22 protein-coding genes are annotated in these 21,542 nt (G+C 33.1%); 8 read left to right on the plus strand and 14 right to left on the minus strand.

Annotated elements, in window-relative coordinates:
- Nucleotides 1-57: 57 nt before the first annotated feature.
- Nucleotides 58-657 (minus strand): NifU family protein, encoded by a 600-nt coding sequence (locus QZ659_RS03410; protein WP_291721863.1) that lies wholly within the window; start codon nucleotides 655-657, stop codon nucleotides 58-60.
- 296 nt (nucleotides 658-953) lie between these two features.
- Here QZ659_RS03410 and QZ659_RS03415 point away from each other — a divergent pair, with 296 nt between their 5' ends.
- Nucleotides 954-1,337: a hypothetical protein gene (locus QZ659_RS03415; RefSeq protein WP_291721866.1), complete on the plus strand. Its 384-nt coding sequence runs from the start codon at nucleotides 954-956 to the stop codon at nucleotides 1,335-1,337.
- A gap of 89 nt (nucleotides 1,338-1,426) precedes the next feature.
- Here the strand turns inward: QZ659_RS03415 and QZ659_RS03420 are convergent, their stop codons facing one another.
- From QZ659_RS03420 to QZ659_RS03450, 7 genes are all read right to left on the minus strand, one after another.
- Nucleotides 1,427-2,758, minus strand: coding sequence for a hypothetical protein (locus tag QZ659_RS03420; RefSeq protein WP_291721868.1), 1,332 nt, complete (start codon nucleotides 2,756-2,758; stop codon nucleotides 1,427-1,429).
- 32 nt (nucleotides 2,759-2,790) lie between these two features.
- Nucleotides 2,791-4,419: a cysteine peptidase family C39 domain-containing protein gene (locus QZ659_RS03425; RefSeq protein ID WP_291721871.1), complete on the minus strand. Its 1,629-nt coding sequence runs from the start codon at nucleotides 4,417-4,419 to the stop codon at nucleotides 2,791-2,793.
- Between the two features lie 89 nt (nucleotides 4,420-4,508).
- On the minus strand, nucleotides 4,509-4,664 hold the full coding sequence (locus QZ659_RS03430; protein WP_291721874.1) for a hypothetical protein: 156 nt from the start codon (nucleotides 4,662-4,664) through the stop codon (nucleotides 4,509-4,511).
- A 182-nt stretch (nucleotides 4,665-4,846) separates the two neighbouring features.
- Nucleotides 4,847-5,020 carry a hypothetical protein gene (locus tag QZ659_RS03435; protein WP_291721877.1) on the minus strand — a complete coding sequence of 58 codons (174 nt, stop codon included), beginning with the start codon at nucleotides 5,018-5,020 and terminating at the stop codon, nucleotides 4,847-4,849.
- A gap of 471 nt (nucleotides 5,021-5,491) precedes the next feature.
- Nucleotides 5,492-5,713 carry a hypothetical protein gene (locus QZ659_RS03440; protein ID WP_291721880.1) on the minus strand — a complete coding sequence of 74 codons (222 nt, stop codon included), beginning with the start codon at nucleotides 5,711-5,713 and terminating at the stop codon, nucleotides 5,492-5,494.
- Nucleotides 5,714-6,022: 309 nt separating this feature from the next.
- The gene (locus QZ659_RS03445) at nucleotides 6,023-6,283 is read right to left on the minus strand and encodes a hypothetical protein (protein ID WP_291721883.1); all 261 of its coding nucleotides are present in this window, start codon (nucleotides 6,281-6,283) and stop codon (nucleotides 6,023-6,025) included.
- The gene (locus QZ659_RS03450; RefSeq protein ID WP_291721886.1) at nucleotides 6,273-6,470 is read right to left on the minus strand and encodes a hypothetical protein; all 198 of its coding nucleotides are present in this window, start codon (nucleotides 6,468-6,470) and stop codon (nucleotides 6,273-6,275) included. Before QZ659_RS03450 ends, QZ659_RS03445 begins: the two co-directional genes overlap by 11 nt.
- 279 nt (nucleotides 6,471-6,749) lie before the next feature.
- Here QZ659_RS03450 and QZ659_RS03455 point away from each other — a divergent pair, with 279 nt between their 5' ends.
- Nucleotides 6,750-8,963: a peptidase domain-containing ABC transporter gene (locus QZ659_RS03455; RefSeq protein ID WP_291721889.1), complete on the plus strand. Its 2,214-nt coding sequence runs from the start codon at nucleotides 6,750-6,752 to the stop codon at nucleotides 8,961-8,963.
- Between the two features lie 118 nt (nucleotides 8,964-9,081).
- On the opposite strand, the gene QZ659_RS03460 is transcribed toward QZ659_RS03455, so the two are convergent.
- The gene (locus QZ659_RS03460) at nucleotides 9,082-9,981 is read right to left on the minus strand and encodes a hypothetical protein (protein WP_291721892.1); all 900 of its coding nucleotides are present in this window, start codon (nucleotides 9,979-9,981) and stop codon (nucleotides 9,082-9,084) included.
- A 252-nt stretch (nucleotides 9,982-10,233) separates the two neighbouring features.
- Here QZ659_RS03460 and QZ659_RS03465 point away from each other — a divergent pair, with 252 nt between their 5' ends.
- A complete protein-coding gene (locus tag QZ659_RS03465) occupies nucleotides 10,234-10,647 on the plus strand; it encodes a RidA family protein (protein ID WP_291721895.1) in 414 nt (137 codons plus the stop codon).
- Between the two features lie 137 nt (nucleotides 10,648-10,784).
- Complete coding sequence (locus tag QZ659_RS03470) at nucleotides 10,785-11,201, plus strand: hypothetical protein (RefSeq protein WP_291721898.1); 417 nt, start codon at nucleotides 10,785-10,787, stop codon at nucleotides 11,199-11,201.
- A 97-nt stretch (nucleotides 11,202-11,298) separates the two neighbouring features.
- Here the strand turns inward: QZ659_RS03470 and QZ659_RS03475 are convergent, their stop codons facing one another.
- Nucleotides 11,299-13,086, minus strand: a complete 1,788-nt coding sequence (locus QZ659_RS03475) for an ABC transporter ATP-binding protein (RefSeq protein ID WP_291721901.1) — start codon at nucleotides 13,084-13,086, stop codon at nucleotides 11,299-11,301.
- A gap of 249 nt (nucleotides 13,087-13,335) precedes the next feature.
- Here QZ659_RS03475 and QZ659_RS03480 point away from each other — a divergent pair, with 249 nt between their 5' ends.
- From QZ659_RS03480 to mscL, 4 genes are all read left to right on the plus strand, one after another.
- Nucleotides 13,336-14,070: a YqjF family protein gene (locus QZ659_RS03480; RefSeq protein ID WP_291721904.1), complete on the plus strand. Its 735-nt coding sequence runs from the start codon at nucleotides 13,336-13,338 to the stop codon at nucleotides 14,068-14,070.
- An 88-nt stretch (nucleotides 14,071-14,158) separates the two neighbouring features.
- Entirely contained in the window at nucleotides 14,159-15,991 is a 1,833-nt protein-coding gene (locus tag QZ659_RS03485; protein WP_291721907.1) for an ABC transporter ATP-binding protein, read from the plus strand.
- 81 nt (nucleotides 15,992-16,072) lie between these two features.
- On the plus strand, nucleotides 16,073-17,059 hold the full coding sequence (locus QZ659_RS03490) for a YeiH family protein (protein WP_291721910.1): 987 nt from the start codon (nucleotides 16,073-16,075) through the stop codon (nucleotides 17,057-17,059).
- Nucleotides 17,060-17,095: 36 nt separating this feature from the next.
- Nucleotides 17,096-17,560: a large-conductance mechanosensitive channel protein MscL gene (mscL, locus tag QZ659_RS03495; protein ID WP_291721913.1), complete on the plus strand. Its 465-nt coding sequence runs from the start codon at nucleotides 17,096-17,098 to the stop codon at nucleotides 17,558-17,560.
- A gap of 9 nt (nucleotides 17,561-17,569) precedes the next feature.
- Here the strand turns inward: mscL and QZ659_RS03500 are convergent, their stop codons facing one another.
- The 4 genes from QZ659_RS03500 to QZ659_RS03515 all read right to left on the minus strand — a co-directional run bounded on the left by QZ659_RS03500 (nucleotide 17,570) and on the right by QZ659_RS03515 (nucleotide 21,542).
- Complete coding sequence (locus QZ659_RS03500) at nucleotides 17,570-18,115, minus strand: GNAT family N-acetyltransferase (RefSeq protein WP_291721916.1); 546 nt, start codon at nucleotides 18,113-18,115, stop codon at nucleotides 17,570-17,572.
- 99 nt (nucleotides 18,116-18,214) lie between these two features.
- A complete protein-coding gene (locus tag QZ659_RS03505; RefSeq protein WP_291721919.1) occupies nucleotides 18,215-19,984 on the minus strand; it encodes a sodium:solute symporter family protein in 1,770 nt (589 codons plus the stop codon).
- Between the two features lie 147 nt (nucleotides 19,985-20,131).
- Nucleotides 20,132-21,097: a glycosyltransferase family 2 protein gene (locus tag QZ659_RS03510; RefSeq protein WP_366935842.1), complete on the minus strand. Its 966-nt coding sequence runs from the start codon at nucleotides 21,095-21,097 to the stop codon at nucleotides 20,132-20,134.
- Nucleotides 21,093-21,542 (minus strand): hypothetical protein, encoded by a 450-nt coding sequence (locus tag QZ659_RS03515; RefSeq protein ID WP_291721922.1) that lies wholly within the window; start codon nucleotides 21,540-21,542, stop codon nucleotides 21,093-21,095. The genes QZ659_RS03510 and QZ659_RS03515 overlap by 5 nt, the downstream gene beginning before the upstream one ends.

The raw sequence follows: 21,542 nt of genomic DNA on the forward strand, positions 1-21,542 counted from the left end.
TAACTGATAACTGATAACTGATAACTGATAACTGATAACTGATAACTGATAACTGTATTATCCATTTTCAGCTACTACTTCTTTTACTTCAGGCATCATTCTTTTAAAAAGATTTTCAATACCTGATTTGAGTGTGATAGCAGAAGAAGGACATCCACTACAAGAGCCTTGAAGCAGAACGCTTAGTTTTCCAGTTTCTTCATCAAACCTAGAAAAAGAAATTGCTCCTCCATCCATCTCCACAGCAGGACGAATATATTGGTCTAAAATATCTTTTATTCTTGAAATCGTAGGGTTGTCGTTTAGTTCTACTTTTGAATCTGGCAAGTTATCTGAAAAAACAGGTTTTTGAGCCTCAAAATATTCTTTCAAATAGTTGCGAAGAATTGGATTGATTTCTACCCATTCTTTACTCTCATTTTTAGTAATAGTAATGAAGTTTTTACTTAGAAAAACACGCTCTACAAAATCAAATTCTTTGAAGAGAGATGCTGCCAAAGGAGAATCTGTAGTATCTTCTGCTGTTGCATAATCTTTTACTACACCATCTGCCATAAGCATAAAGCTCATTACAAACTTCATTGAGTTTGGATTTGGATTTTCTTCTATATATATGTGTACGTGGGGCGTACGATTGTTGTCTGTAATTACTGCCATAAGATATAAATTATAAAGCCTTTTTATTTTTTAAAGACTGGTTGTTGTTTTATGTTTTCTATCAAACAAAAAAAATGCTTTGAAGTTATATAATTATTCTCAACATTTCTTGTTGCTTGCAAAGATACCATAAAATAGAGCCAAAATTAAATGCGTAATATATAATCTATTTTAAAATGAGAGATTCTGGATAAGGGAAAAACAAAACTCATAAAACAATATAAGTATTTGTATGTTATATAATTAGGTTACAATAAATGTAACAATCTATTTTTTTAACTACAATAATAATTTTTATGGAAACTTATCAAGAATCAATTATAGAGGCTCAAGCAAAATTAAAAAATGTTCCCCAAGAGGAAATTAAACCTAGATATGGAGTAGCTCCTGCATTTATCATGCGTATCATGCTCATGAGTTCTGTTGCATTTTTATTAGCTATTGGCTTGGAGGTTGTTGTTATTCACTCTATTATAGGTAATCCTGAAGTAGATTTAGTGCGTAAAGTAGCATTTTTAGGTTTTGGTAGTGGGCTTTTAGGTGCTGCTATCGGAATGATTACAGCATTTGCCTTTATTTTGAAAAAGAAATTTGATTATAAAAATGCTATGTCAGTAATGGCAGTAGTGTTAGTACTTCTGATGATTGGAGTAGCACTCTTAGGAGATTATGCTGTTTAATCCACCTCAATAGGAAAAATTTTATAGAAAAAAATAAGCCTTTCTTCATGTAGAGAAAGGCTTATTTTTTTCTATAAGCTATAAACATTTTATTCGAAAGCTTCAATAGAATAAATAGTTTGCTCCAAAAATTTATCTAATAGGCTTCTTTCCTCCAGTACTATTTCTACTACTCCATAGATTTCACTCTTTGCATCCAAATCTATTTCTTTATTTCGATTGGTGGTCAGACCGTTTTCTAGTTTGAGTTGTACAGAATATTGATTTTCCTGTGGCGCAAGACTAATTTGAGCCACTTCTGCTTCTAGCCAGCCATAACGAGCAAAAGGGTATGCTTCTAACTTTATTTTTGCCTTATTAGCATTTTGCCCTGTCGTAAGTTTTGAAATATGTTTGGCTTCTACTTTGGTGTAAGCATACGTTGCATTTTCTTGAGGAATGATAGAAACAATTTCTTTATCTATTCCTACTGACTGATACAGATTGATAGGATTAAAAAAGTTTACTTTTCCTTCTATTGGACTGATAATTAAATAGTTACTCTTCCAATCTTCTAACATCTTTTTAAGTGAAGCAAAACTTGTTCTTAGTTCTTGTTTGTATTTAAAGGCTTGTTCTCTAAAGGCAATAGATACCTCTACAAGCTGCTGATTGAGCTGGCTTACTCTCATTTTGGCATTTAGGTTGGCTTCTTTGTTTTGTAAGAAGCTACTTTCTTTGTTCAGAAATGCACTTTTTGTCTGTAAAAACTCTTGCTTTGCAATCGCCTCACTTTTGTAGAGCAAAGAATCTGTAATGTATTTTTGTTTGCTTAATTCATAGTCCCTTTTTTGAAGTTCATATTTTTCATCTACTATTTTACTTAGTGAATTTTGAATTTCTATTTCAGAACGAATAGCAGCCTGTTTTTGTGCGTGCGAGTTGGTTTGTGAAAAAAGCTGATAATCTAAAATGCTATTCTTAAATCTCTCATAGTCTAATTGTAGATTTCCCAAACTTGTAAAAATAGGAATTTCATTTTCTGTAAAGAAGGCTATATTTTCAAAGGCAGCATTCTGAGAGGAAATCGTATCCAAATAGCTTTCCAAACGTTGGGCTTCTTTCCAGTCTGTTGTGCTTTCCAAAACTATTAAAAGCTCATTTTCCTTTACATCTTGACCGTGTTTTGTATTGATAGAAACAATACGACTATTAATTTTAGGAAATAGATTTGCCTTTGCTTGATTAGCATAAATAGTAACACTTGAAGTAGAGAGTTCTGGATAGCGAATAAAATATGAAACTACAAACATCAATAGCAATACACCAAAGACGATTGTGATTCCTGAGCGCATTAAAAATCCTTGGGGAGCTGTGAGTAATTCTTGTGTTTCTTCTGAATAGGAGCGAAAAATAGCTTCTTTATCGTTGTTTTCTGGCATTAAAATATGGTATATCTTGAATTGAAAAATCACTACAAAGATAATTGTTCTTCTTTGTTTTCTTCCACTTCGTCCATCTCATTAGCCAAATGAACTAAGAAATATTCCAAATCTGAAACTCTATAATTTTCTGGTAGAAGCCTTCCATTTACAATAAAAGCTGGAGTAAAGGTAATTCCCTGCTGATTTATCCAAGCATAATGTTCTGAAATAATGCTCTCTTTTTCACTTTCTGAGTAAGGTGTTGGAAGGTCAGAAAGCATTTCTGAGATTTGTTTGTAGTCTTCATTTTTCTGACTCATCGTCAGATGACAAGTTGTAGTGGTAAAATAATTACCGAAGCTTTCTCTTAATTTTTGTAAATCTTTCTTTGCCGTTTTGCACGGTGGACACGTAGGGCGACTAATTACTACCAATGAGACTTTATTATATTCCTCTTCGTCATCAACAGAAACGTCATTTCCTTCAACAAAATGTGTTGGTATATGCGTAGTATCTATTTTTCTAGATTGTGAGAGCAGAGTTTGAAAAAGCTCAAAGTCATATTTGAAAGAATGTAGTTTCTGATTTTTATTTTTATAGGAATTGTATTTTGTGAAAATAGGTTTTAAAACATTCCATACAAGGGTAGGCAATAGAAAGGCAAACAGAAATATAGAAAGAGCAGAAATGAAAGTAAATGTTGTAATATTAGGGGCATCAGAAACAGATAAAAAAATTCCTCCTAATATAGCTTGTACAGACAATACTGCCATCACAGAAACGCACAAAGAACACCACGTTTTGAGTACAAATTTTTGATAGTAGAGCGAAGTAATTACTGCAACTATTCCCAACACAGCTATCAAACTTTGAATGAATAGCCCAAAAGCATTACTAATGAGTAAGAAGAGAAATCCTCCAAAGAAATAATAAACACCCAGTTCTGAAAAAGTAAACCAGTTTTTTAGAGTATCAATTTTAGTTGTTTTGTCTGTATTTGTTGTATCAGCACAAGAGGATGAGTTACCAAAGGCAGTACAGGCTTTTTTGAAAACCACATTGTCTTTAAAAATTTCTCCAGAAAGTAAGATTGCACTAAGTACGAACCCAATACCATGAAGAAGGTAAAATGAGATTTCAAAAAGGGAAGAAATAGAAAAATTACCACTTGAAAATAGAGAATTTCCAATTATGAATAAAAGTGAAGCAACAACTAGCACTTGGACAATCGTTTTGCTAGTGTTCAATACTTTTTGTTTTTGTTCTGCTTTCTTGTGAGCAAGATAATTAGGTTCTTTAGAATTTTTATTCTTGTCTAATAGAAGTGTGTAGCCTGTCCAAGATTTCTCAAAATCTTCTATTATAACAGATTTTTTTTCTCCTTTAGGGCTTATCAGACTTACTTTCTCGTCTTCTAAACTTTCTAAAACGAAATAGTCATTATGAACTTTACCATTTTCATCTTCTTCAGCAGACAAAACGAGTGCAGGTAATGGTATTTCTGAAAGCTCCTCTCTTCCAATCTGCACAGCCAAAGAATCTACTTTATAATAAGCCAAGAGCAATTTTATATCACTCAATGTTTGTGCATTATTACACTTTTCTGTAAGTGTTTGTAAATAAAAAGGTGTGTATTCTACGCCTAATTTATCTAATAAGATGGTAATTGTATTTTTCATTTTGAGATTTTTTATCAAAAAATAGTGACAGAAACTTATAGTAAGCTCTATCACTATTTTTAGTATCAATATAAAGATTGATGGTTTACTTACACCCAATCACAATTTGGATTTGGTTTACATAGTTTAGTTGGAGGACAACAACAAGGGTCATTAGGGTCGCAGTTTCTCCATCCCCCATTTACATTTTTAGCTTTCGTTTGAGAGATAGCAAATTTTCCGAATTTCTTTTTTAATGATTTCATATATTATGTTTTTTATTTGTGTTAAAATTAAAGTTCCCAGCACTCAAGTGGGTCATTTGGGTTAGGCAAATATTTATTTAAACAAGGATAAGGAGGAGTTCCTCCATTTACTTTTTTAGCTTTTTTCAGAAATAGCAAATTTTCGAATTTCTTTTAAAGATTTAAATAAATATGAGTTAACGTTAGGCACGCTCATCACAACATATCATTTCACAAATAGTAGGTACTTGCAGATAAGTGATTGTTGCACAATCAAGTGGCAACTCACCACAATTGCAATCACGCCCACCTGTTATTCTGTTAATTTGTTTTTCAGAAACAGCAAATTTTCCGAATTTCTTTTTTAATGATTTCATCTTAAAATATGACTTTAAAAATTTGAATAAAAAAATAAATATCAAATTACTTTTTACTTTTAGTAAAAGTACTTGAGTAATGTTGATGATTCAAATATTATAAAAATATTTTTTAAGTCAAAATACTGAATTTAGTACATAGTATGTTTTAATTGTGTAAATCGCTGTTATTTAGGTGTTTATAATTAATTGTGCGTTCTTTATTTAACATATATAAACACTTTTGCTGCATTTTTTTATGAAAACTACTTGTTTGTTACTTTTTTATTGTGAATTATATCTTACAAAAACTCAACACAAAGTTCTAAAAATCAACATTTAGCCAAACCATTCTTAATATAGCTGCCACGTTCCACAAAATTATTATGATAGAGGTTTGTATGTGTTTTTTTAGAAACAATAAAACTGTTTATACTAGATGTAGTATAAACAGTTTTATTTGCCATTGATTGACCTCAATAGATTAATTTATTAATAAACATAGTAACAGCGTATTGATTCTGGTGTAGGTCTTACACCACAATTTGTGTATATGTTTCCATCTCTATCTCTATAATCGCAACAGTGTGTTCCTCCATGACTGTAGTCCACATGAGCATCTATTGGAGGAGTAGTTACATCTCCACCAACAAGATTTCTAGTTTCTTTTTGAGATAAAGCAAATTTTCCGAATTTTTCTTTTAAAGACTTCATAAATAAATTTTTGAAAAGTGTTAAAAATTAAGTTATTTATTGAAGTAGTAGTAGCTTATTTGCACATATAAAGTTATATAGATTACAATAACTTTATATCACAATATTAGGAAAATAATATTCTTATTTCAAGAAAATCAAAGAAAATGCTTCTTGTTTTTCATAAACTGTTGTGAAAAAGACACCTTTGGTATGTTTTCTTACATAAAGCGTTTTGTGTTTGTATCAAGTAAAATAGCTTTGATTTGTTCCACTTAAAAAATACTTATTAGTTGTTCAATTCCTCTAAAATTATCTACTTCGTTTTTTTTACTCTAAAAGAGCGTCAATTTCGCTTGTATATAGTGAAAAGTAATTATAAAGATGTTGAGAATAGCCAAAAGTTGTAAAGCGTATGACTCCTGTCTTATCGATAAAGTAACTTTTTGGAGCTGAACTAGTCAGATAGTGTTCTTTCAAAAAGCCTTTCGTTACATTTTGGTAATCCTTGCTTACTACTTCACCTTTGAAATAACCGTCTCCTGCTTTATCCAAGTAGGAAGTTAGTATGACTTTTATTTCATCGTTCATTATAATACCTTTCTCTAAACCCTTTTACATTTGTTGAATCTTCTAGATAATTCTGTAATTTTAAAAAATCTTTTGGTGTATCATAATGAGATATAACTAAAAAAACTACGTCTTTATTCTGATTTTTATAATGCTCTGGCAATTTATTTATAAATGAAACCTCACGCATATTTAGTAAAATATCCATCTTCTCTTTACATTCTTTTCCAATAGAATAAAATTAAAAAGTAAGTTATTTTTTGTTTTTAATGTATTGTTTGTTTATGTTTGTATGTTGAAATTAGTTTTTTAAAAAAAAAGTGTTTTTTATTTTTTATATTATGTTTTTTAAATGAATTTTAATAAATGGTACTTTTGATAAAAGTACCTAATTAGTGTTTTTGATATGAAAATTAAAGGTTTATTGCAGTTTGAAAATTTTGAGCTACTTTTGTGAGGAATTTATAACAAGACAAAAAAATAAAAAATGGCAAAGTTTCCTCACGTCAAGCAGCGAGACCAAATGGATTGTGGTCCGACGTGTTTGAAGATGATAACCAAACATTACGGCAAAAATTTTTCTCTGCCTTTCCTTAGAGAAAATGCTTACATCGGAAAGCAAGGCGTTTCATTGTTGGGAATTGCTACAGCAGCCGAAAAAATAGGACTTCGAACGCTTTCTGTACAGATAGATATTCAGACGCTCATAGAGGAAAAACCTGTTCCTTTCATCGCACATTGGAATCAGAATCATTTTGTAGTGGTGTATAAAATCACTAATAAGAAGGTTTTTGTAGCTGACCCAGCCTCACAACTTTTAGAATATAGCCACGAAGAGTTTAAAAAAGCGTGGATACAAGGACAAGCCACCGAAGGAGAAGACGGAGAAGAAAGAGGAATTGCACTTCTTTTGGAAACCTCCCCAGATTTTTATGCACAGGAAGATGTAAAAGAAAGCAAAGCTACTTTTGGCTACTTATTAAAATATCTAAAGCCTTATAAAGCTATTATTTTTCAGTTGTTTTTAGGGCTTCTGGGAGCTACTTTGCTTTCACTTTTTTTACCACTTCTTACACAAGCCTTAGTAGATACAGGGATTCAGCAGAAAAATTTATCTTTCGTTTATGTGGTTTTGGCAGCGCAACTGGTCTTTTTTGTATCTAAAAACTTAATCAACCTTATACGAAGTTGGATTTTGTTGCAAGTTTCTGTTCGACTGAATATTCAGATTGTCTCTGATTTTTTGGCTAAACTTATTCGCCTTCCTCTACCATTTTTTGAATCTAAAAACTTGGGAGATATTCTTCAGCGTATGCAAGACAATCAGCGCATCGAACAGTTTTTGAGTGGAACACTTTTAGATTTTATTTTTTCGTTGGCAAGTCTTTTCTCTGTCGGCATACTTGTTATTTTTTATAGTCCAATAATCTTTTTGCTTTTTCTAATAGGAAGTAGTTTGTATGTTACTTGGATATTGCTCTTTTTAAAGAAACGAAGACTTTTAGACGATAAGCGTTTTGCACTTTCTTCTTCTACACAAAGCAACGAAGTAGAACTCGTACAAGGAATGGCAGAAATTAAGTTCAATAATTTTGAGAAGGAAAAACGTTGGGAATGGGAACGATTGCAAGTCAAGAGAGCAAAACTGGCAATGCAAAGTTTGAGATTAAGTCAATTACAACAGTATGGAGGAGGGTTTATAAACGAACTTAAAAATATTATTATTACTTTTTGGGCTGCTTACGAAGTTATTCAAGGAAGTATGACACTCGGTATGATGATGGCAGTACAGCAAGTTTTAGGTCAGATGGAAGTGCCTTTAATTCAATCAGTGAGTTTTATTCAGCAAGGTCAAGATGCTAAACTAAGTTTGGAACGCTTAGGAGAAATTCACGACCAAAAAGATGAGGATGAAGAAAGTGAAAACTCGCTGATTAAAGAATTGCCAGTAGGAGAATTTTCCAAAGATATTTATTTGAAAAATGTAACATTCAGATACGGAACACCACATAGCCAACCTGCCATAGACGACCTTACGCTTCATATTCCAGCAGGAAAAACAACAGCAATTGTAGGTGAGAGTGGAAGTGGAAAGACAACGCTTTTGAAATTATTATTGAAATACTATATTCCTCAAAGTGGACAAATTACGGTAGGTTCTTTGCCATTGCCAGTGCTTAGTAGTTCTATTTGGCGTGCTACGATTGGTTCTGTGATGCAGGAAGGATTTATTTTTTCTGAAAGTATTGCTAAAAACATTGCGTTAGGAGATGATAACCCTACACAAAGAAGACTGATAGAAGCCACCCAAACAGCCAATATTTTTGAACATATTCAAAGCCTACCACTAGGTTTTCATACAAAAGTAGGACAGTCGGGGGAAGGATTGAGTCAAGGACAAAAGCAACGTCTTCTGATTGCTCGTGCCGTTTATAAAAATCCAGAGTATTTGTTTTTTGACGAAGCTACTTCGGCACTAGATGCCAAGAATGAAAAAATAATTTCTAAAAACCTTCAAAACTTTGGACAGTCTAAAACACAAATTATTATTGCCCATAGACTGAGTACAGTAAAAAATGCAGACCAAATTGTGTTTTTAGAAAAAGGAAAAATAAAAGAGTTAGGAACACACGAAGAGCTAGTGAAAAAGCGAGGTATGTATTACAATCTTGTCAAAAACCAATTGGAACTTGCAGGATAATGCTAATATAAAAACTAATTTACCTTTTTTTGTCGTTCTGCTTTACAAGACTGACCTTTTTCATTATCTATTAGGTCAGCCCGATAGAGCAGCACCGATATATTTTTGGTATAAGACTTTACTCCTGTGTTTTCGGATGGTATTTAGACTTTTCAAAAATCTCTCTATGATTTGTCATTTTCATCAGTTGAGGAAGTGTTATGTCTGGATTTTTTTCCATATATGCCCTAACGATTTGCCAACCTAGCCATTGCCCAATACGCCCAGGGCATTCTTGTCCAATTTCAAAAGTATGAGGACGTGGTTCTAAATATTTTCGCTTTTCTACTTGTGAAGTAGCATAAAAAAGTTCTTGCTTTACAAAATGTCCCCAAACATCTGTTTGATAGGTTTCACAATCTTCAATTTCCTGTGCAGAATAACCAATTACCAAAGAGTCAGCAGCTTCTGGAACTACTTTTTCAATGAAGTAATACGTTTTGCCCCACCAAATCATTTCATTAATTACGCTGTTATCTGATGGATTACTCAAATTATACCTTCCCGAAATTTCTCTAGCGACATGGGTTTGGATTGCCTCTGGGTGGTAGCGTTCCCAAATGTAATTTGGAACAACCTCAATCGGTGGACGGTAATACGACTGATTTCCTAAAAAATAATCTAGCCCAATCAAAAACAAGCTATCACTTGGCACAACATCCATCTCAAAACCTGCTACAATCGTATAAATTTTTGGAACATAAAAATCTGGATAGTAATGTTTTGTATAGCTAAAAAGATGTTCTAATTGTTGTTTGAGTTTTGCCTCATCATACACTTCATCTACTTGTCTTTGAACAGTATCGATATAAGGGTCGTTGGCTCGTTTTACAAGTTCTTCTAATACTCTAATATCATTGACACGAAATCCCTTTAAAAGCAAGTCTGGGTTTTCTTTCAGATAAGTCAAAATTTCTTCTTTACTCTGTCCGTCAAATATTTTTTTATCTACTCTTTCTATTTCAATATTTACCTTCATATTTGAAATATCTGGTAAGGTTTCTTTTTGGGTAGAACAAGAAGAAAATAAACAGATAAGAAAAGATACGAAACAGAAAAAAACGAAAGATAATTTTTTCATTTGATTGACTAATAAATTGATGTTAATTTTGAAAACAAGAGCAATACTCTATGCCTTTAACAAACGAAATTTTATGTAAAGAATTATACACTTTTCTAAAGGTCGAATCAAAATTAATGATTTTTAGAGAAATCAATTTTTATTTTAACTATGAGCCAAAAATTTGAAACCAATGACGCACCCAAACCAGTAGGTTTGTATCCTCACGCACGAAAAGTAGGTAATCTTTTATTTCTCTCTGGCGTAGGAGCAAGAGATGCCAAAACGAATGAAATACATGGAAATGTTTATGATGAAAATGGAAAACTTGTCTCTTATGATATTGAGGCGCAATGTCATACCGTTTTTCAGAATGTAAAAGCAATTTTGGAAGCAAGTGGAAGTAGCTGGGACAAACTCGTCGACGTAACCGTTTTTCTTACCAATATGGAAGAAGATTTTAAAGCCTATAATAAAGTTTATGCAGAGTATTTTAAAGACAATCAGCCTTGTAGAACCACATTAGGAATTACGGCACTTCCCACACCGATTGCTATCGAACTTAAATGTATTGCTACGGTTTAAGAAAATTATGTAATTTTGCAGCCTATTTAAAATTATAAGAAAATAACCGTCGTTGAGGCTCAAAATGCAGCCGTCAACGAGAAAAAAAATATTCTCATTGACGGTTTTTATATTATCAAAAAAATAAAACTAAAAAAATGGTAGAATTTGAAGTATTGGCAGATACGCCCAACTATTTGATAAAGCTAAATCCAGAAGTGCCTTGTATAATGATAAAATGGCGTGGCGATATGGAAAGTGAAAGTTATAGAAAAGCTCTTAACGATACAATTATTTGGATGAAGGAACGCCAAGTTTCCAAAATCATCAACGACGACCGTAAAATCAAAAAAGGACTTTCCAAACAAGACCAAAAGTGGGCAATGGAAGATTGGTTGGGGCGTGCGCTAGATGCTGGCTATCAGTCTATGGCAATTATTCAAGAACGTGATTTTTTCAAGCGTTTTCCTGCTGCACAGCTTGCTGCTTCTACACGTCTTTACTTCCAAAATCTTATCAAAATTGAGTATTTCAGTACAGTAAAAGCAGCTGAAGATTGGATAAAAGTAGCTTAAATCTTTAGTGATAAATGATTAGTTATTAATGATAAATTACCATTAAATCTAATTTTTTACAGTATTTGTATTCTCATTAATAACTAAACATTAATAATTAACTCACCTCCTCTTGGAGTTGTTTTTCATAAAGCTGCATATAAAGTCCGTTTTGTTTCAGAAGCTCTTCATGCCTTCCTTGTTCTACTATTTTTCCTTCATCTAAGAAAATAATATGGTCGGCAAGTTTGGCAGACGAAACACGGTGAGAAATAACAATAGAAGTGCGATTTTTCATAATACGTTTCATATTTTGAAGAATTGCATTTTCTGTTTTGGTATCTACGGCAGAAAGGCTATCATCTAAAATCAATATTTTTGGATTTCTAATAATTGCTCTTGCAATACTGACACGCTGTTTCTGTCCTCCAGAAAGTGTAATTCCTCGTTCGCCTAGCATCGTTTCGAATCCGTTTGGAAAACGCTCAATATTTTCCAATAAATCAGCATCTCTTGCAGCTTCTGTGATTTGTTTTTCCTCAAAATCATTTTCATTGAAGCCAAAGGCAATATTGTTTCTAATTGTGTCTGAAAACAAGAATACTTCTTGTGGAACATATCCTACATTAGAACGCAAATGAGAAATATCATATTTTTTAATATTATCTTGGTCTATCAATATTTCTCCATCTGTAACATCATACATTCTACATATAAGGTTAGCAATAGTGCTTTTTCCAGAGCCTGTTGTTCCTAAAATGGCAAGCGTTTGTCCATCCTTAATTTCAAAACTCACCTTATCCAAAGCCTTAATACCAGAATCTGGATAGACAAAAGTAACATCATCAAATTTTACGCTACCATTTATTTCGGTAGTTTTATTTTCTAATGAAATAATATCAGTTTCAGTGTTCAAAAACTCGTTGATACGTTCTTGTGAAGCTGCTGCACGCTGTGTAAGACTTGTAACCCATCCTAAAGAAGCTACTGGCCAAGTCAAGAGGTTTACATAAATAACAAACTCTGCAATATTTCCTGTCGTGATTGTACCTCTCATGACCTCAATTCCACCAATATAAACGGTCAAAATTGTACTAATTCCAATCAAACCAATAATTAAAGGTAAGAAGAGGGAATTTACACGCACCAAATCAAGAGATTTATTAAAATAATCTTGTGTTTCGCCTTCAAACTCCCTTGAAAAATCTTTTTCTCTGATGTATGCTTTCATAACACGAATCCCAGAAAAGGCTTCTTGTGCAAAAGTTGTCATTTTAGAAAGACTTTGTTGAATCAGAATGGAACGCTTATTTATCAGATTATTGACATAATAAATACTGATAGAGAGAATTGGCAAAGGAAGCAATGAAAAAAGCGTAAGACGAACATTAATCGTAAGCATATAGGCAATTACCAAAACAGCCGTTCCAATCATATTGATAGAATACATAATAGCAGGGCCTAAATACATTCTGACTTGTGAGACATCTTCCGAAATTCGGTTCATAAGGTCGCCTGTATTGTTTTTTCTATAAAAAGCTAAAGGCAACTTTTGATAATGTATATAAATATCGTTTTTCAAATCATACTCTATCAAACGAGACATGACGATAATGGTCTGACGTTGAAAAAATAAGAACACACCACGAATCAGAGCCATCAGAAGAATCAAGCCTCCGTAGAGCAAGACCACTTTTCCGAAAGTAACCATTACTTGTTCCTGTGCTGCTGTTCCTTCAAAAAGGTCGTTCATTCGGATAGTGTTGGTTATCAAATCAAAGGCATGACGTACAATTTGGGCTGGAATAATAGCAAAAACACAAGACATCAAGACGAAAAAAATGCCACCTAAAAGATGCCATTTGTATCTATAAAAGTATTTGTTTAGAGCGAAAAGTTCTTTCATTTTGAATTGTAAAGTGGTATTTTATTTCTAAATTGATTAGAAATGAAGACAGTTTACTGTTCTGTGGCATACAGAACAGGGAATGTATTGGTAGATTTGAAAGTATCTGTATCTACAACAACTTTTCCTTAACGATAAAGATACATCAAAAGTTAGATTTGATTTTTCTTAAATGAATCTGTTTTGAATTTTTAAGAACTAAATGTTAGTTATAAATATATTTCAGCTATTATCTTAATCTATAAAAAAATGAGTTTTCTACAAGCAGAATGGCGAAAATTAGCCATTGCAAATTACCAAATAGACCCTAATATTCTCTATCCTTATCTTCCCAACGGAACAGATTTAGATTTTTGGGAAGGAAAGTGTTATGTTAGCCTGATTGGTTTTATGTTTAAAAATGTACGACTTTTAGGCGTTCCGATTCCATTTCATATCAATTTTGAAGAGGTAAATCTACGTTTTTATGTCAAGAGATTTGAAACTGATGAAGACAAGATGAACAATGACTATAAAAGAGGCGTAGTTTTCGTTAAAGAAATTGTCCCCAAACCAGCTATTACGTTTGTAGCCAATACAGTCTATGGAGAAAATTATCAGACAATGAAAATGAGCCATCAATGGAAAGAAAATGAAAATGATAGAGAAGTAGAATATACATGGCAAAAAAATAAGACTTCTGAGCAAAACTCTATTTACCTCAAAGCAGCTAAAAATCTAAGTGAAATTGAAAAAGGGAGCAAAACTGAATTCATTACAGAACACTACTGGGGATATGCAAAGAAAAATGAAAGAGATACCAATGAATATGAAGTTACTCACCCAAGATGGCAGCAATATGAAGTGTTAGATTATAAAATACAAGCCGATTTTGCAGAAATGTATGGACAAGACTTTGCTTTTCTAAATCATCAAAAACCAGCTTCTGTGATGCTTGCCGAAGGTTCAAACATTACAGTAGAACCAAAAAGTAAAATTAGATAAGATAGAAAATTTGAAGTTAGAAGTTCTCTAACAAAAACCGTATCTTTGCACTTCGAAAATCAAACGCATTATCGCTTCCCAACTGATTATGAGAAATAACGAAGATATAAAAAACGACACAAAAAATACTACTAACGATGAAAATGAGCATAAGAAAGTAAAGCTCAATAAGAAAAATTTTTCTTATCTGTTAGGTATCTATAAGTTTATGATGCCCTACAAAGGCTACTTTTTTACTGGAATGATTTGTCTTTTTCTTTCTAGTACTGTCTTATTGATTTTTCCAAAACTTACAGGGAATCTCATTGATGTAGCAACAGGCAATGAAGGTTTTATATTGGATAGTATCAATCAGATTACACTTGCTTTGGTTGTTGTGATTATAACTCAAGTTATTTTTTCTTTTTTGAGAGTGTACTTATTTGCACAGGTGAGTGAATATTCAATGGCTGATATTCGTAAGGCATTGTATCAAAAATATTTGTATTTACCACTTGCTTTTTATGATAAACATCGCTCTGGTGAGCTTATGAGCCGAATTACGGCAGATGTTGCGCTTTTGCAGGAGACTTTTTCTACTACTTTAGCCGAATTTTTTCGCCAAATACTGACTTTAGTTGTTGGCATAGGGATTTTATTTTTCATGACTCCACGTCTTACTTTTTTTATGCTTGCTGTAATGCCAGCCTTGATGATTGGAGCAGTTATTTTTGGTAAGTTTATTCGAAAGCTCTCTAAAAAAACGCAAGACCAAATAGCCACTTCAAATATTATTGTAGAAGAAACAATACAAGCCGTAGCGACTGTAAAAGCCTTTACCAATGAGCTTTTTGAGTTTAATCGCTATTCCTCAACACAAAACAATGTTATCAAAACAGCCTTAAAAGCTGCTACCTATCGTGGCGCATTTGTCTCCTTTATTCTCTTTGCCATCTTTGGAAGTATTACAGCAGTTTTTTGGTATGGAGCAATTCTGTTGAAAGCAGGAGAGTTAACTCCTGGAGATTTACTTACTTTTATTCTCTACTCTATGTTTATTGCGGGTTCTATTGGTGGATTGGGTAGTATTTATGGGCAAATACAAAAGGCTGTTGGAGCATCAGAAAGGGTATTAGAAATTTTAGGAGAGGAGTCTGAACCCAATGAAAAAGAGTTATCAAAATCATTTAATCAGAAAGCCATTGAGGGCAATATTTCTTTTAAAAATGTGAGTTTTTCCTATCCTACACGTAGCGATGTAGAGGTGTTGAAAGGACTTAGTTTGGATATTAAGGCAGGAGAAAAAATTGCTTTAGTAGGACATAGTGGGGCAGGGAAATCTACTATTATTCAGCTTTTAGAGCGTTTTTATGAACCTCAAAACGGAATAATAGAAGTAGATGGAAAAAATAATTTAGAGTATGATTTGAGCTTGTACCGTTCGGCTATTGGTATCGTTCCACAAGAAATTTTGCTTTTTGGTGGAACAATCAGAGAAAATATAGCTTACGGAAAACCAAATGCTACAGAAGAGGAAATCATTTCGGCTGCCAAACAGGCTAATGCCTTTAAGTTTATTGAAACATTCCCAGAAGGTTTAGATACCTTGGTAGGAGAGCGTGGTGTAAAACTTTCGGGAGGTCAGCGTCAGAGAATTGCCATTGCAAGGGCTATTTTACGCAATCCTAAGATTTTGGTTTTGGATGAAGCAACAAGCTCATTAGATGCAGAATCGGAACAGCTTGTACAGGAAGCCTTAGATACACTTATGAAAGACCGAACAACAATTATTATTGCTCACCGTTTGGCGACTATCCGAAAAGTAGATACAATTTATGTCATCGAAAACGGACAGATAAGCGAACAAGGAACACACGAAAACCTTGTCAATCAAGAGGGAACTTACAATCAGTTGGTGCGTTTGCAGCTTTTAGAGGTGTAATTATGTAGCATACACTTTAGTGTGTGAAAAAAATCTGTGTATTTTTGTATCTTAATAAAAACACACCAACTACACACTATTTTGAAAAGTAAAATTGTTCCTATTCTCTTCTTTGCTTGCCTTTTGGCATGTTGGCTTCCTTTTGTCAGCAGCCCAATAGCACTTGTCGCAGGACTTTTATTTGCGCATTTTCTCAAAAATCCTTTCCCAGACCAAACAGCAAAAGCCACTAAACAGCTTTTAAAAGTTGCTGTGGTAGGTTTAGGATTCGGCTTGAATCTTCAAACGGCAATTTCGGCAAGTCAAAATGGAATTGGTTTGGTGGTAAGTAGTATTTTTCTTACACTTTTAGGAGGACTTTTGATAGGGAAACTTTTGAAGGTAGAAAATAAATTAGCTCAACTGATTTCTGTTGGAACAGCTATTTGTGGAGGAAGTGCCATTGCTGCTTTTTCTCCTGTAATTGATGCTGACAACTCTGATATTTCGGTTTCTTTAGGAGTCGTTTTTCTACTCAACTCACTTGCGCTTCTTATCTTTCCTGTGTTGGGGCATTTTTTCAGTCTTTCACCACAAGACTTCGGAATGTGGGTGGCTGTCGCCATTCATGACACAAGTTCGGTGGTGGGTGCTGCACAAACTTTTAGTGATGAATCTTTAAAGATTGCTACAACCTTAAAACTTGTTCGTGCGCTTTGGATAATTCCTTTAGTTTTGCTCTCTGTTTTAGTCGCTAAGTTTTATACAAAAGATAAAGGAATAGCAACAAAGAATCAAAATCTTGATGAGGAGAAAGAAAAATCTAAAAAGCCAACTTCAAAAATAAACATTCCTTATTTTATTGGGTTTTTTGTAATAGCTATTCTAATAAACACATATATTCCACTCGTATCACAGTTTTCTCCTCAAATTGTTTGGGTATCTAAAAAACTGCTTGTTACAACGCTTTTCTTAATAGGTTTGAGTCTTTCCATAGAAAAAATACGAAAAGTAGGCTGGCGACCATTAGCTTTAGGTGTTATTTTATGGGTTTTAATTTCAGTAGGTTCTTTTTTAGTTATTGTCTAGTTTATTTTTTTACGTGTATACAAATTTTTAATTATCATGGGATTTATTAAAGAGTTTAAAGATTTTGCTGTTAAAGGAAATGTTATTGATTTGGCTGTCGGTGTAATTATTGGCGCAGCATTTGGAAAAATTGTTACTTCCCTTGTCAATGATATTATTATGCCTCCCATCGGACTGGTTACAGGAGGAATTGATTTTACCAACCTAAAATTTGTATTAAAACAGGCTGTTTTGGATGAGACAGGTAAAGTTGTTTCAGAAGCTGTCAGTATTAATTATGGAAGTTTTATCAATATTACGATTCAGTTTATAATTATTGCATTTTGTGTTTTTGTAATTGTAAAAGGTTTCAACTCGCTCAAAAAGAAAGCCGAAGACCCTAAAAATGAGGAAGCTCCTACACCAAAAGATATTTTACTTTTGACAGAAATAAGAGATTTATTAAAAGGAGAAACATCTAGCAAAATAGACGAAGACCAAAACACTGCAAATGAAGATTAGACTTATTTCTTAGACGAAAAACTCATAATAAACATACTCTTTATGAATATAGTCTCCGTCACTTTTCTGAAAGCCAGCTCGTTGTAGTAGCTCTATTGTGGCAATATTTTCTTTTGTGGTATAAGAAAGAATATATGTTTTCCCTAGCTGATTAATGATTGCATCTTTAAAAGTTTCAATAGCTTCTAAGGTATAGTATTTTTCTCTGTATTTTTTGTTGGTCGCAAAACCTATAGTACAGCGTTTGTGGTTATCATTGATGGTTTCTGTACTTAGGTCATAAAGATTAAAAATACCAATATACTCGTTTGTTATTTTGTTTTTATAAAACCAGTCAGCAGCTCCTCTCTTAAAAGAAAATTGTGCAAAATTGAGTTGATAGTCTATATACTCTTCTAATTGGTCTATAGATTTATAATCATTCATTACAAAAATACTCTTATCTTCTTCAAACATAGAGAGCAGTTTTCTGTAATTGTGCCAATCTACTTGTTCGTAGTTTAATCTTTCAGAATCTTCTAAAACAGGAAGGGTAATAGGAACTGTACTTATCATTTTTCTTGTAATCTTATCATAATAAAATTTCAATAACTAGGATTAAGATAACAAATTAGTTCTAAAGTTGTCTTTATTTTTTATGATTTTTTTGAGAGACTATATTTTTTTATCTTCTGTAATCTTTTTTACAAGCCAATTTATAGCTAAAATACTTGTTAGAAAAATAGTTAGAGTAATTCCAAAAAATGTCCATTTTTGAAAAATTGCATATCCAATTCCAAACAAAAAGCTATATCCTAAAGCTATTCCGACAAACCAAGCAGCAATCATATATGGAAGCGTATTTTGAGGTGTAGGAAGGTTTAAAGATTCTCTAATAGGTTTCCAAATACCTTGTGGACGTACTCTATCGTAGAACTTTTGTAGAGTTTTCTGCTCTGTTGGTTTTGTGAGAAGCGTAATCAATACCCAAGAAATGGTAGTAAATCCTAAGATAAAAAATAGAGAGTAAGGAGATTCTAAATGGAAAATAGCTCTGTTTAAAAGTATTCCAATGATAGGGGCAATAGTAGCTGTAAGCTCACTAAAAACATTAATTCTCCACCAATACCATCGTAAAATCAAAACTGCTCCCAGTCCTGCACCTGCTTCAATCAAAAATTCAAAAGCACCTTTGAGTGTTGTCATTTGTGTTGTAATGAAAAGCCCTACCAACATCAAAACTAGTGTTGTAATCCTAGAAACAGTTACTAAGTTCTTTGAAGAAGCATTAGGTTTAATGAAAGGCTGATACAAATCATTAATGATATAACTTGCTCCCCAGTTGAGTTGTGTAGAAATCGTACTCATATAGGCTGCAAAAAAAGCTACTAACAAAAGCCCTCTCCAGCCAGTAGGTAAAAATTCTTTCATTGCCATTACATAACCCAAACGCTCTTGTCCTTCTGCCAAATTTGGATATAAGATAATAGCTGAAAGCGCAACCAAAATCCAAACCCACGGACGTAATCCGTAATTTGCTAACTGAAAAAACAAAGTGGCTTTAAAAGCGTGTTCTTCATCTTTGGCAGACATCATACGCTGTGCTATATAGCCTCCCCCCCCTGGTTCTGCCCCTGGATACCAACTTGCCCACCATTGTACGCCAACATAAGCAAAAAAAGTAGCCAAACTAATCGTAAGCATCTGCACGCCATTTTCTACTATTTCACTACTACTGGAATTTCTAATTTGAGGAAAGAAGTCAAGTGTAGAAGCAGGTAATTTTTCTACTAAACCACTCACACCTCCAATTTTTGGACTGTCCAAAACCAAATATGTAAGAACAATACAGCCTGTCATTGCTAAAACAAACTGAACTACATCAGTAATTGCTACGCCTAAAAGTCCAGAAAGGCTAGAATACACCACTACAATCAGCATTGCAAGAGCTACATAATAAATCGTTTGAGAAGGAGGAATTTCAAAAAAAACTTCTAAAAGGGAAGCCAGAGCTAAGTTTACCCAAGCAATCACGACACCATTGAGAAAAACACCAAAATAGATAGCACGAAAGCCACGTAAAAACTTTGCTAGTTTGCCAGAATAGCGTAATTCTATGAGTTCTAAATCCGTAATTACGTTTGCCTTCCTCCAAAGGCGAGCAAAAAGAAATGTGGTAAGCATTCCACCTATAAGACCGTTCCACCAAAGCCAGTTTCCACTAATTCCATCTTTTACAACTAGTTCTGTCACGAGAAGAGGTGTATCGGCTGCAAAGGTTGTCGCTACCATAGATGTTCCTGCTACCCACCACGGCAAATTTCGTCCACCCAAGAAAAAATCTTCAGTCGAACCACTAGCTTTTTTAGTATAATAAATTCCAATGCCTAGCGTGAGCAATAAGAAAGAAACAATAATGAGCCAGTCGGCAAGTTCAAGAATCATGGTTCAATTACGAATTACGAATTATGAAATAATCGGCGTAGCCAATTAAAAATTACGAACTGAAAGTCAGCATAGCTAAATGAGTATTCAGTGAAGCTAATTGATGTAGTTGTAGGGATAAGGCAATCCTTATCCAAAAAGGTAGAGTTATTTTATTTTATCAACAAAATTTTTCCCTATCAAAATTTTAATTCCCAAAAGTATTGTTTTTTTGTTGTAACCCAAATAAGAAACCATTTTTTTCCAAAAATCAAAGGCTTGGTTTCTGTTTTTATCAATGTAGGCATGGACAGCACAAAACTGATACGAATAACCTTTCAAAATTTTTAGTTCTGTGTCAGAAAGCGATAACTCATTTTCTAAAAACTGGGTGGCTTCTATTCTTACTGAAATAACTTTTTGGTTATTTGCCATGGAGCGATTTGGGTGGTCATTGACGGTAATGGTCGTCTTGTCGATAACATAAATCGGAACACCATGAGCAAACATATTTCTAAACAAAAAAATCCAATCCTCACAGATATTAAATTCTACTGGAAAAGGTTGTAGTCCTTTCTCACTTTCTATGAGTTTTCTATCAAAACAAACTAACGTTCCAAAATATGAACCTTCTAAAATGAGTTTATAATCATAAAAACCTTCTTTGATATGTGCGATGTGTGAGGGAAATATCTTACCCTCATTCTCAAATTCAAATTTTGTTGCTAAAAGCTGTGCAGTCGGATTTCTTTTTATTGCATCATAAAGCGTTTGAAGATGATGATATTGCATAAAATCATCAGAATCAAAAAATAAAATATACTTTCCTTTTGCGTTCGAAATACCAAAGTTTCGTGCTGCCGAACGCTCTTCATTTTCTTTCTGAAAATAATTTAAACGAGGTTCAAATTTTTCAGCGTTTTCATCTAAATATGTTGTTGTGATGATTTCCTTTGTATTGTCTGTGCTACCATCATCTACTAAGATAACCTCAAAAGAAATATCAGCTTCTACTTTCTGATTAAAAATAGAATCTAGCGTAGCTACAATCAAGTTTGCACGATTGTAGGTAGGAATAACGATGGAAAAGAATAGAGGTGCGATAGTATTTTTTGATTTGACTAAAAATTTAATGTTCCCAAGTAATTATACTAATCCATACAAAAAAAATGATGAATAAGGGAATGAGAAGAATTCCACCCAAAATTAATAAAATTCCTGTTAGAACTTGACCTAATGTGAGGTAAATAATACCACTAAGCACACCAGCAGAAGCAAGCAAGATTAATAATAGAGCAATGAAGTCTGCGCCAAACTCATGTTTTTTAACTTTTAGTTTCTTAACTTGCTTTTTCTGATTTTTTTTAATTTTCTTTTGAATGAGTTTTAACGCAATTCGTTCTTTAAGACTTGATTTTTTCTGTTTTTTGTTGATAAAAACAGATTTTAAAGTCTTAGATTTTATATTTTGGCTACTCTGCTTTTTGACAGGTAAAATTTCTGAACTGGTTTCACTCACAAATGAAGCAAAAAACAGCAGTGGAAAAATAGAGAGTAATAATAATATTTTTTGCTTCAT

Origin of the sequence: Bernardetia sp., assembly GCF_020630935.1 — a bacterium.
In the GTDB taxonomy this organism is placed as follows: domain Bacteria; phylum Bacteroidota; class Bacteroidia; order Cytophagales; family Bernardetiaceae; genus Bernardetia.

Coding starts and splice junctions, on each gene's coding strand:
- QZ659_RS03415 (WP_291721866.1), top strand. CDS start 954: ATGGAAACTTATCAAGAATCAATTATAGAGGCTCAAGCAAAATTAAAA.
- QZ659_RS03500 (WP_291721916.1), bottom strand. CDS start 18,115: ATGATAAGTACAGTTCCTATTACCCTTCCTGTTTTAGAAGATTCTGAA.
- QZ659_RS03485 (WP_291721907.1), top strand. CDS start 14,159: ATGAGAAATAACGAAGATATAAAAAACGACACAAAAAATACTACTAAC.
- QZ659_RS03410 (WP_291721863.1), bottom strand. CDS start 657: ATGGCAGTAATTACAGACAACAATCGTACGCCCCACGTACACATATAT.
- mscL (WP_291721913.1), top strand. CDS start 17,096: ATGGGATTTATTAAAGAGTTTAAAGATTTTGCTGTTAAAGGAAATGTT.
- QZ659_RS03505 (WP_291721919.1), bottom strand. CDS start 19,984: ATGATTCTTGAACTTGCCGACTGGCTCATTATTGTTTCTTTCTTATTG.
- QZ659_RS03430 (WP_291721874.1), bottom strand. CDS start 4,664: ATGAAATCATTAAAAAAGAAATTCGGAAAATTTGCTATCTCTCAAACG.
- QZ659_RS03460 (WP_291721892.1), bottom strand. CDS start 9,981: ATGAAGGTAAATATTGAAATAGAAAGAGTAGATAAAAAAATATTTGAC.
- QZ659_RS03440 (WP_291721880.1), bottom strand. CDS start 5,713: ATGAAGTCTTTAAAAGAAAAATTCGGAAAATTTGCTTTATCTCAAAAA.
- QZ659_RS03425 (WP_291721871.1), bottom strand. CDS start 4,419: ATGAAAAATACAATTACCATCTTATTAGATAAATTAGGCGTAGAATAC.
- QZ659_RS03420 (WP_291721868.1), bottom strand. CDS start 2,758: ATGCCAGAAAACAACGATAAAGAAGCTATTTTTCGCTCCTATTCAGAA.
- QZ659_RS03515 (WP_291721922.1), bottom strand. CDS start 21,542: ATGAAGCAAAAAATATTATTATTACTCTCTATTTTTCCACTGCTGTTT.
- QZ659_RS03450 (WP_291721886.1), bottom strand. CDS start 6,470: ATGGATATTTTACTAAATATGCGTGAGGTTTCATTTATAAATAAATTG.
- QZ659_RS03470 (WP_291721898.1), top strand. CDS start 10,785: ATGGTAGAATTTGAAGTATTGGCAGATACGCCCAACTATTTGATAAAG.
- QZ659_RS03455 (WP_291721889.1), top strand. CDS start 6,750: ATGGCAAAGTTTCCTCACGTCAAGCAGCGAGACCAAATGGATTGTGGT.
- QZ659_RS03465 (WP_291721895.1), top strand. CDS start 10,234: ATGAGCCAAAAATTTGAAACCAATGACGCACCCAAACCAGTAGGTTTG.
- QZ659_RS03480 (WP_291721904.1), top strand. CDS start 13,336: ATGAGTTTTCTACAAGCAGAATGGCGAAAATTAGCCATTGCAAATTAC.
- QZ659_RS03435 (WP_291721877.1), bottom strand. CDS start 5,020: ATGAAATCATTAAAAAAGAAATTCGGAAAATTTGCTGTTTCTGAAAAA.
- QZ659_RS03445 (WP_291721883.1), bottom strand. CDS start 6,283: ATGAACGATGAAATAAAAGTCATACTAACTTCCTACTTGGATAAAGCA.
- QZ659_RS03475 (WP_291721901.1), bottom strand. CDS start 13,086: ATGAAAGAACTTTTCGCTCTAAACAAATACTTTTATAGATACAAATGG.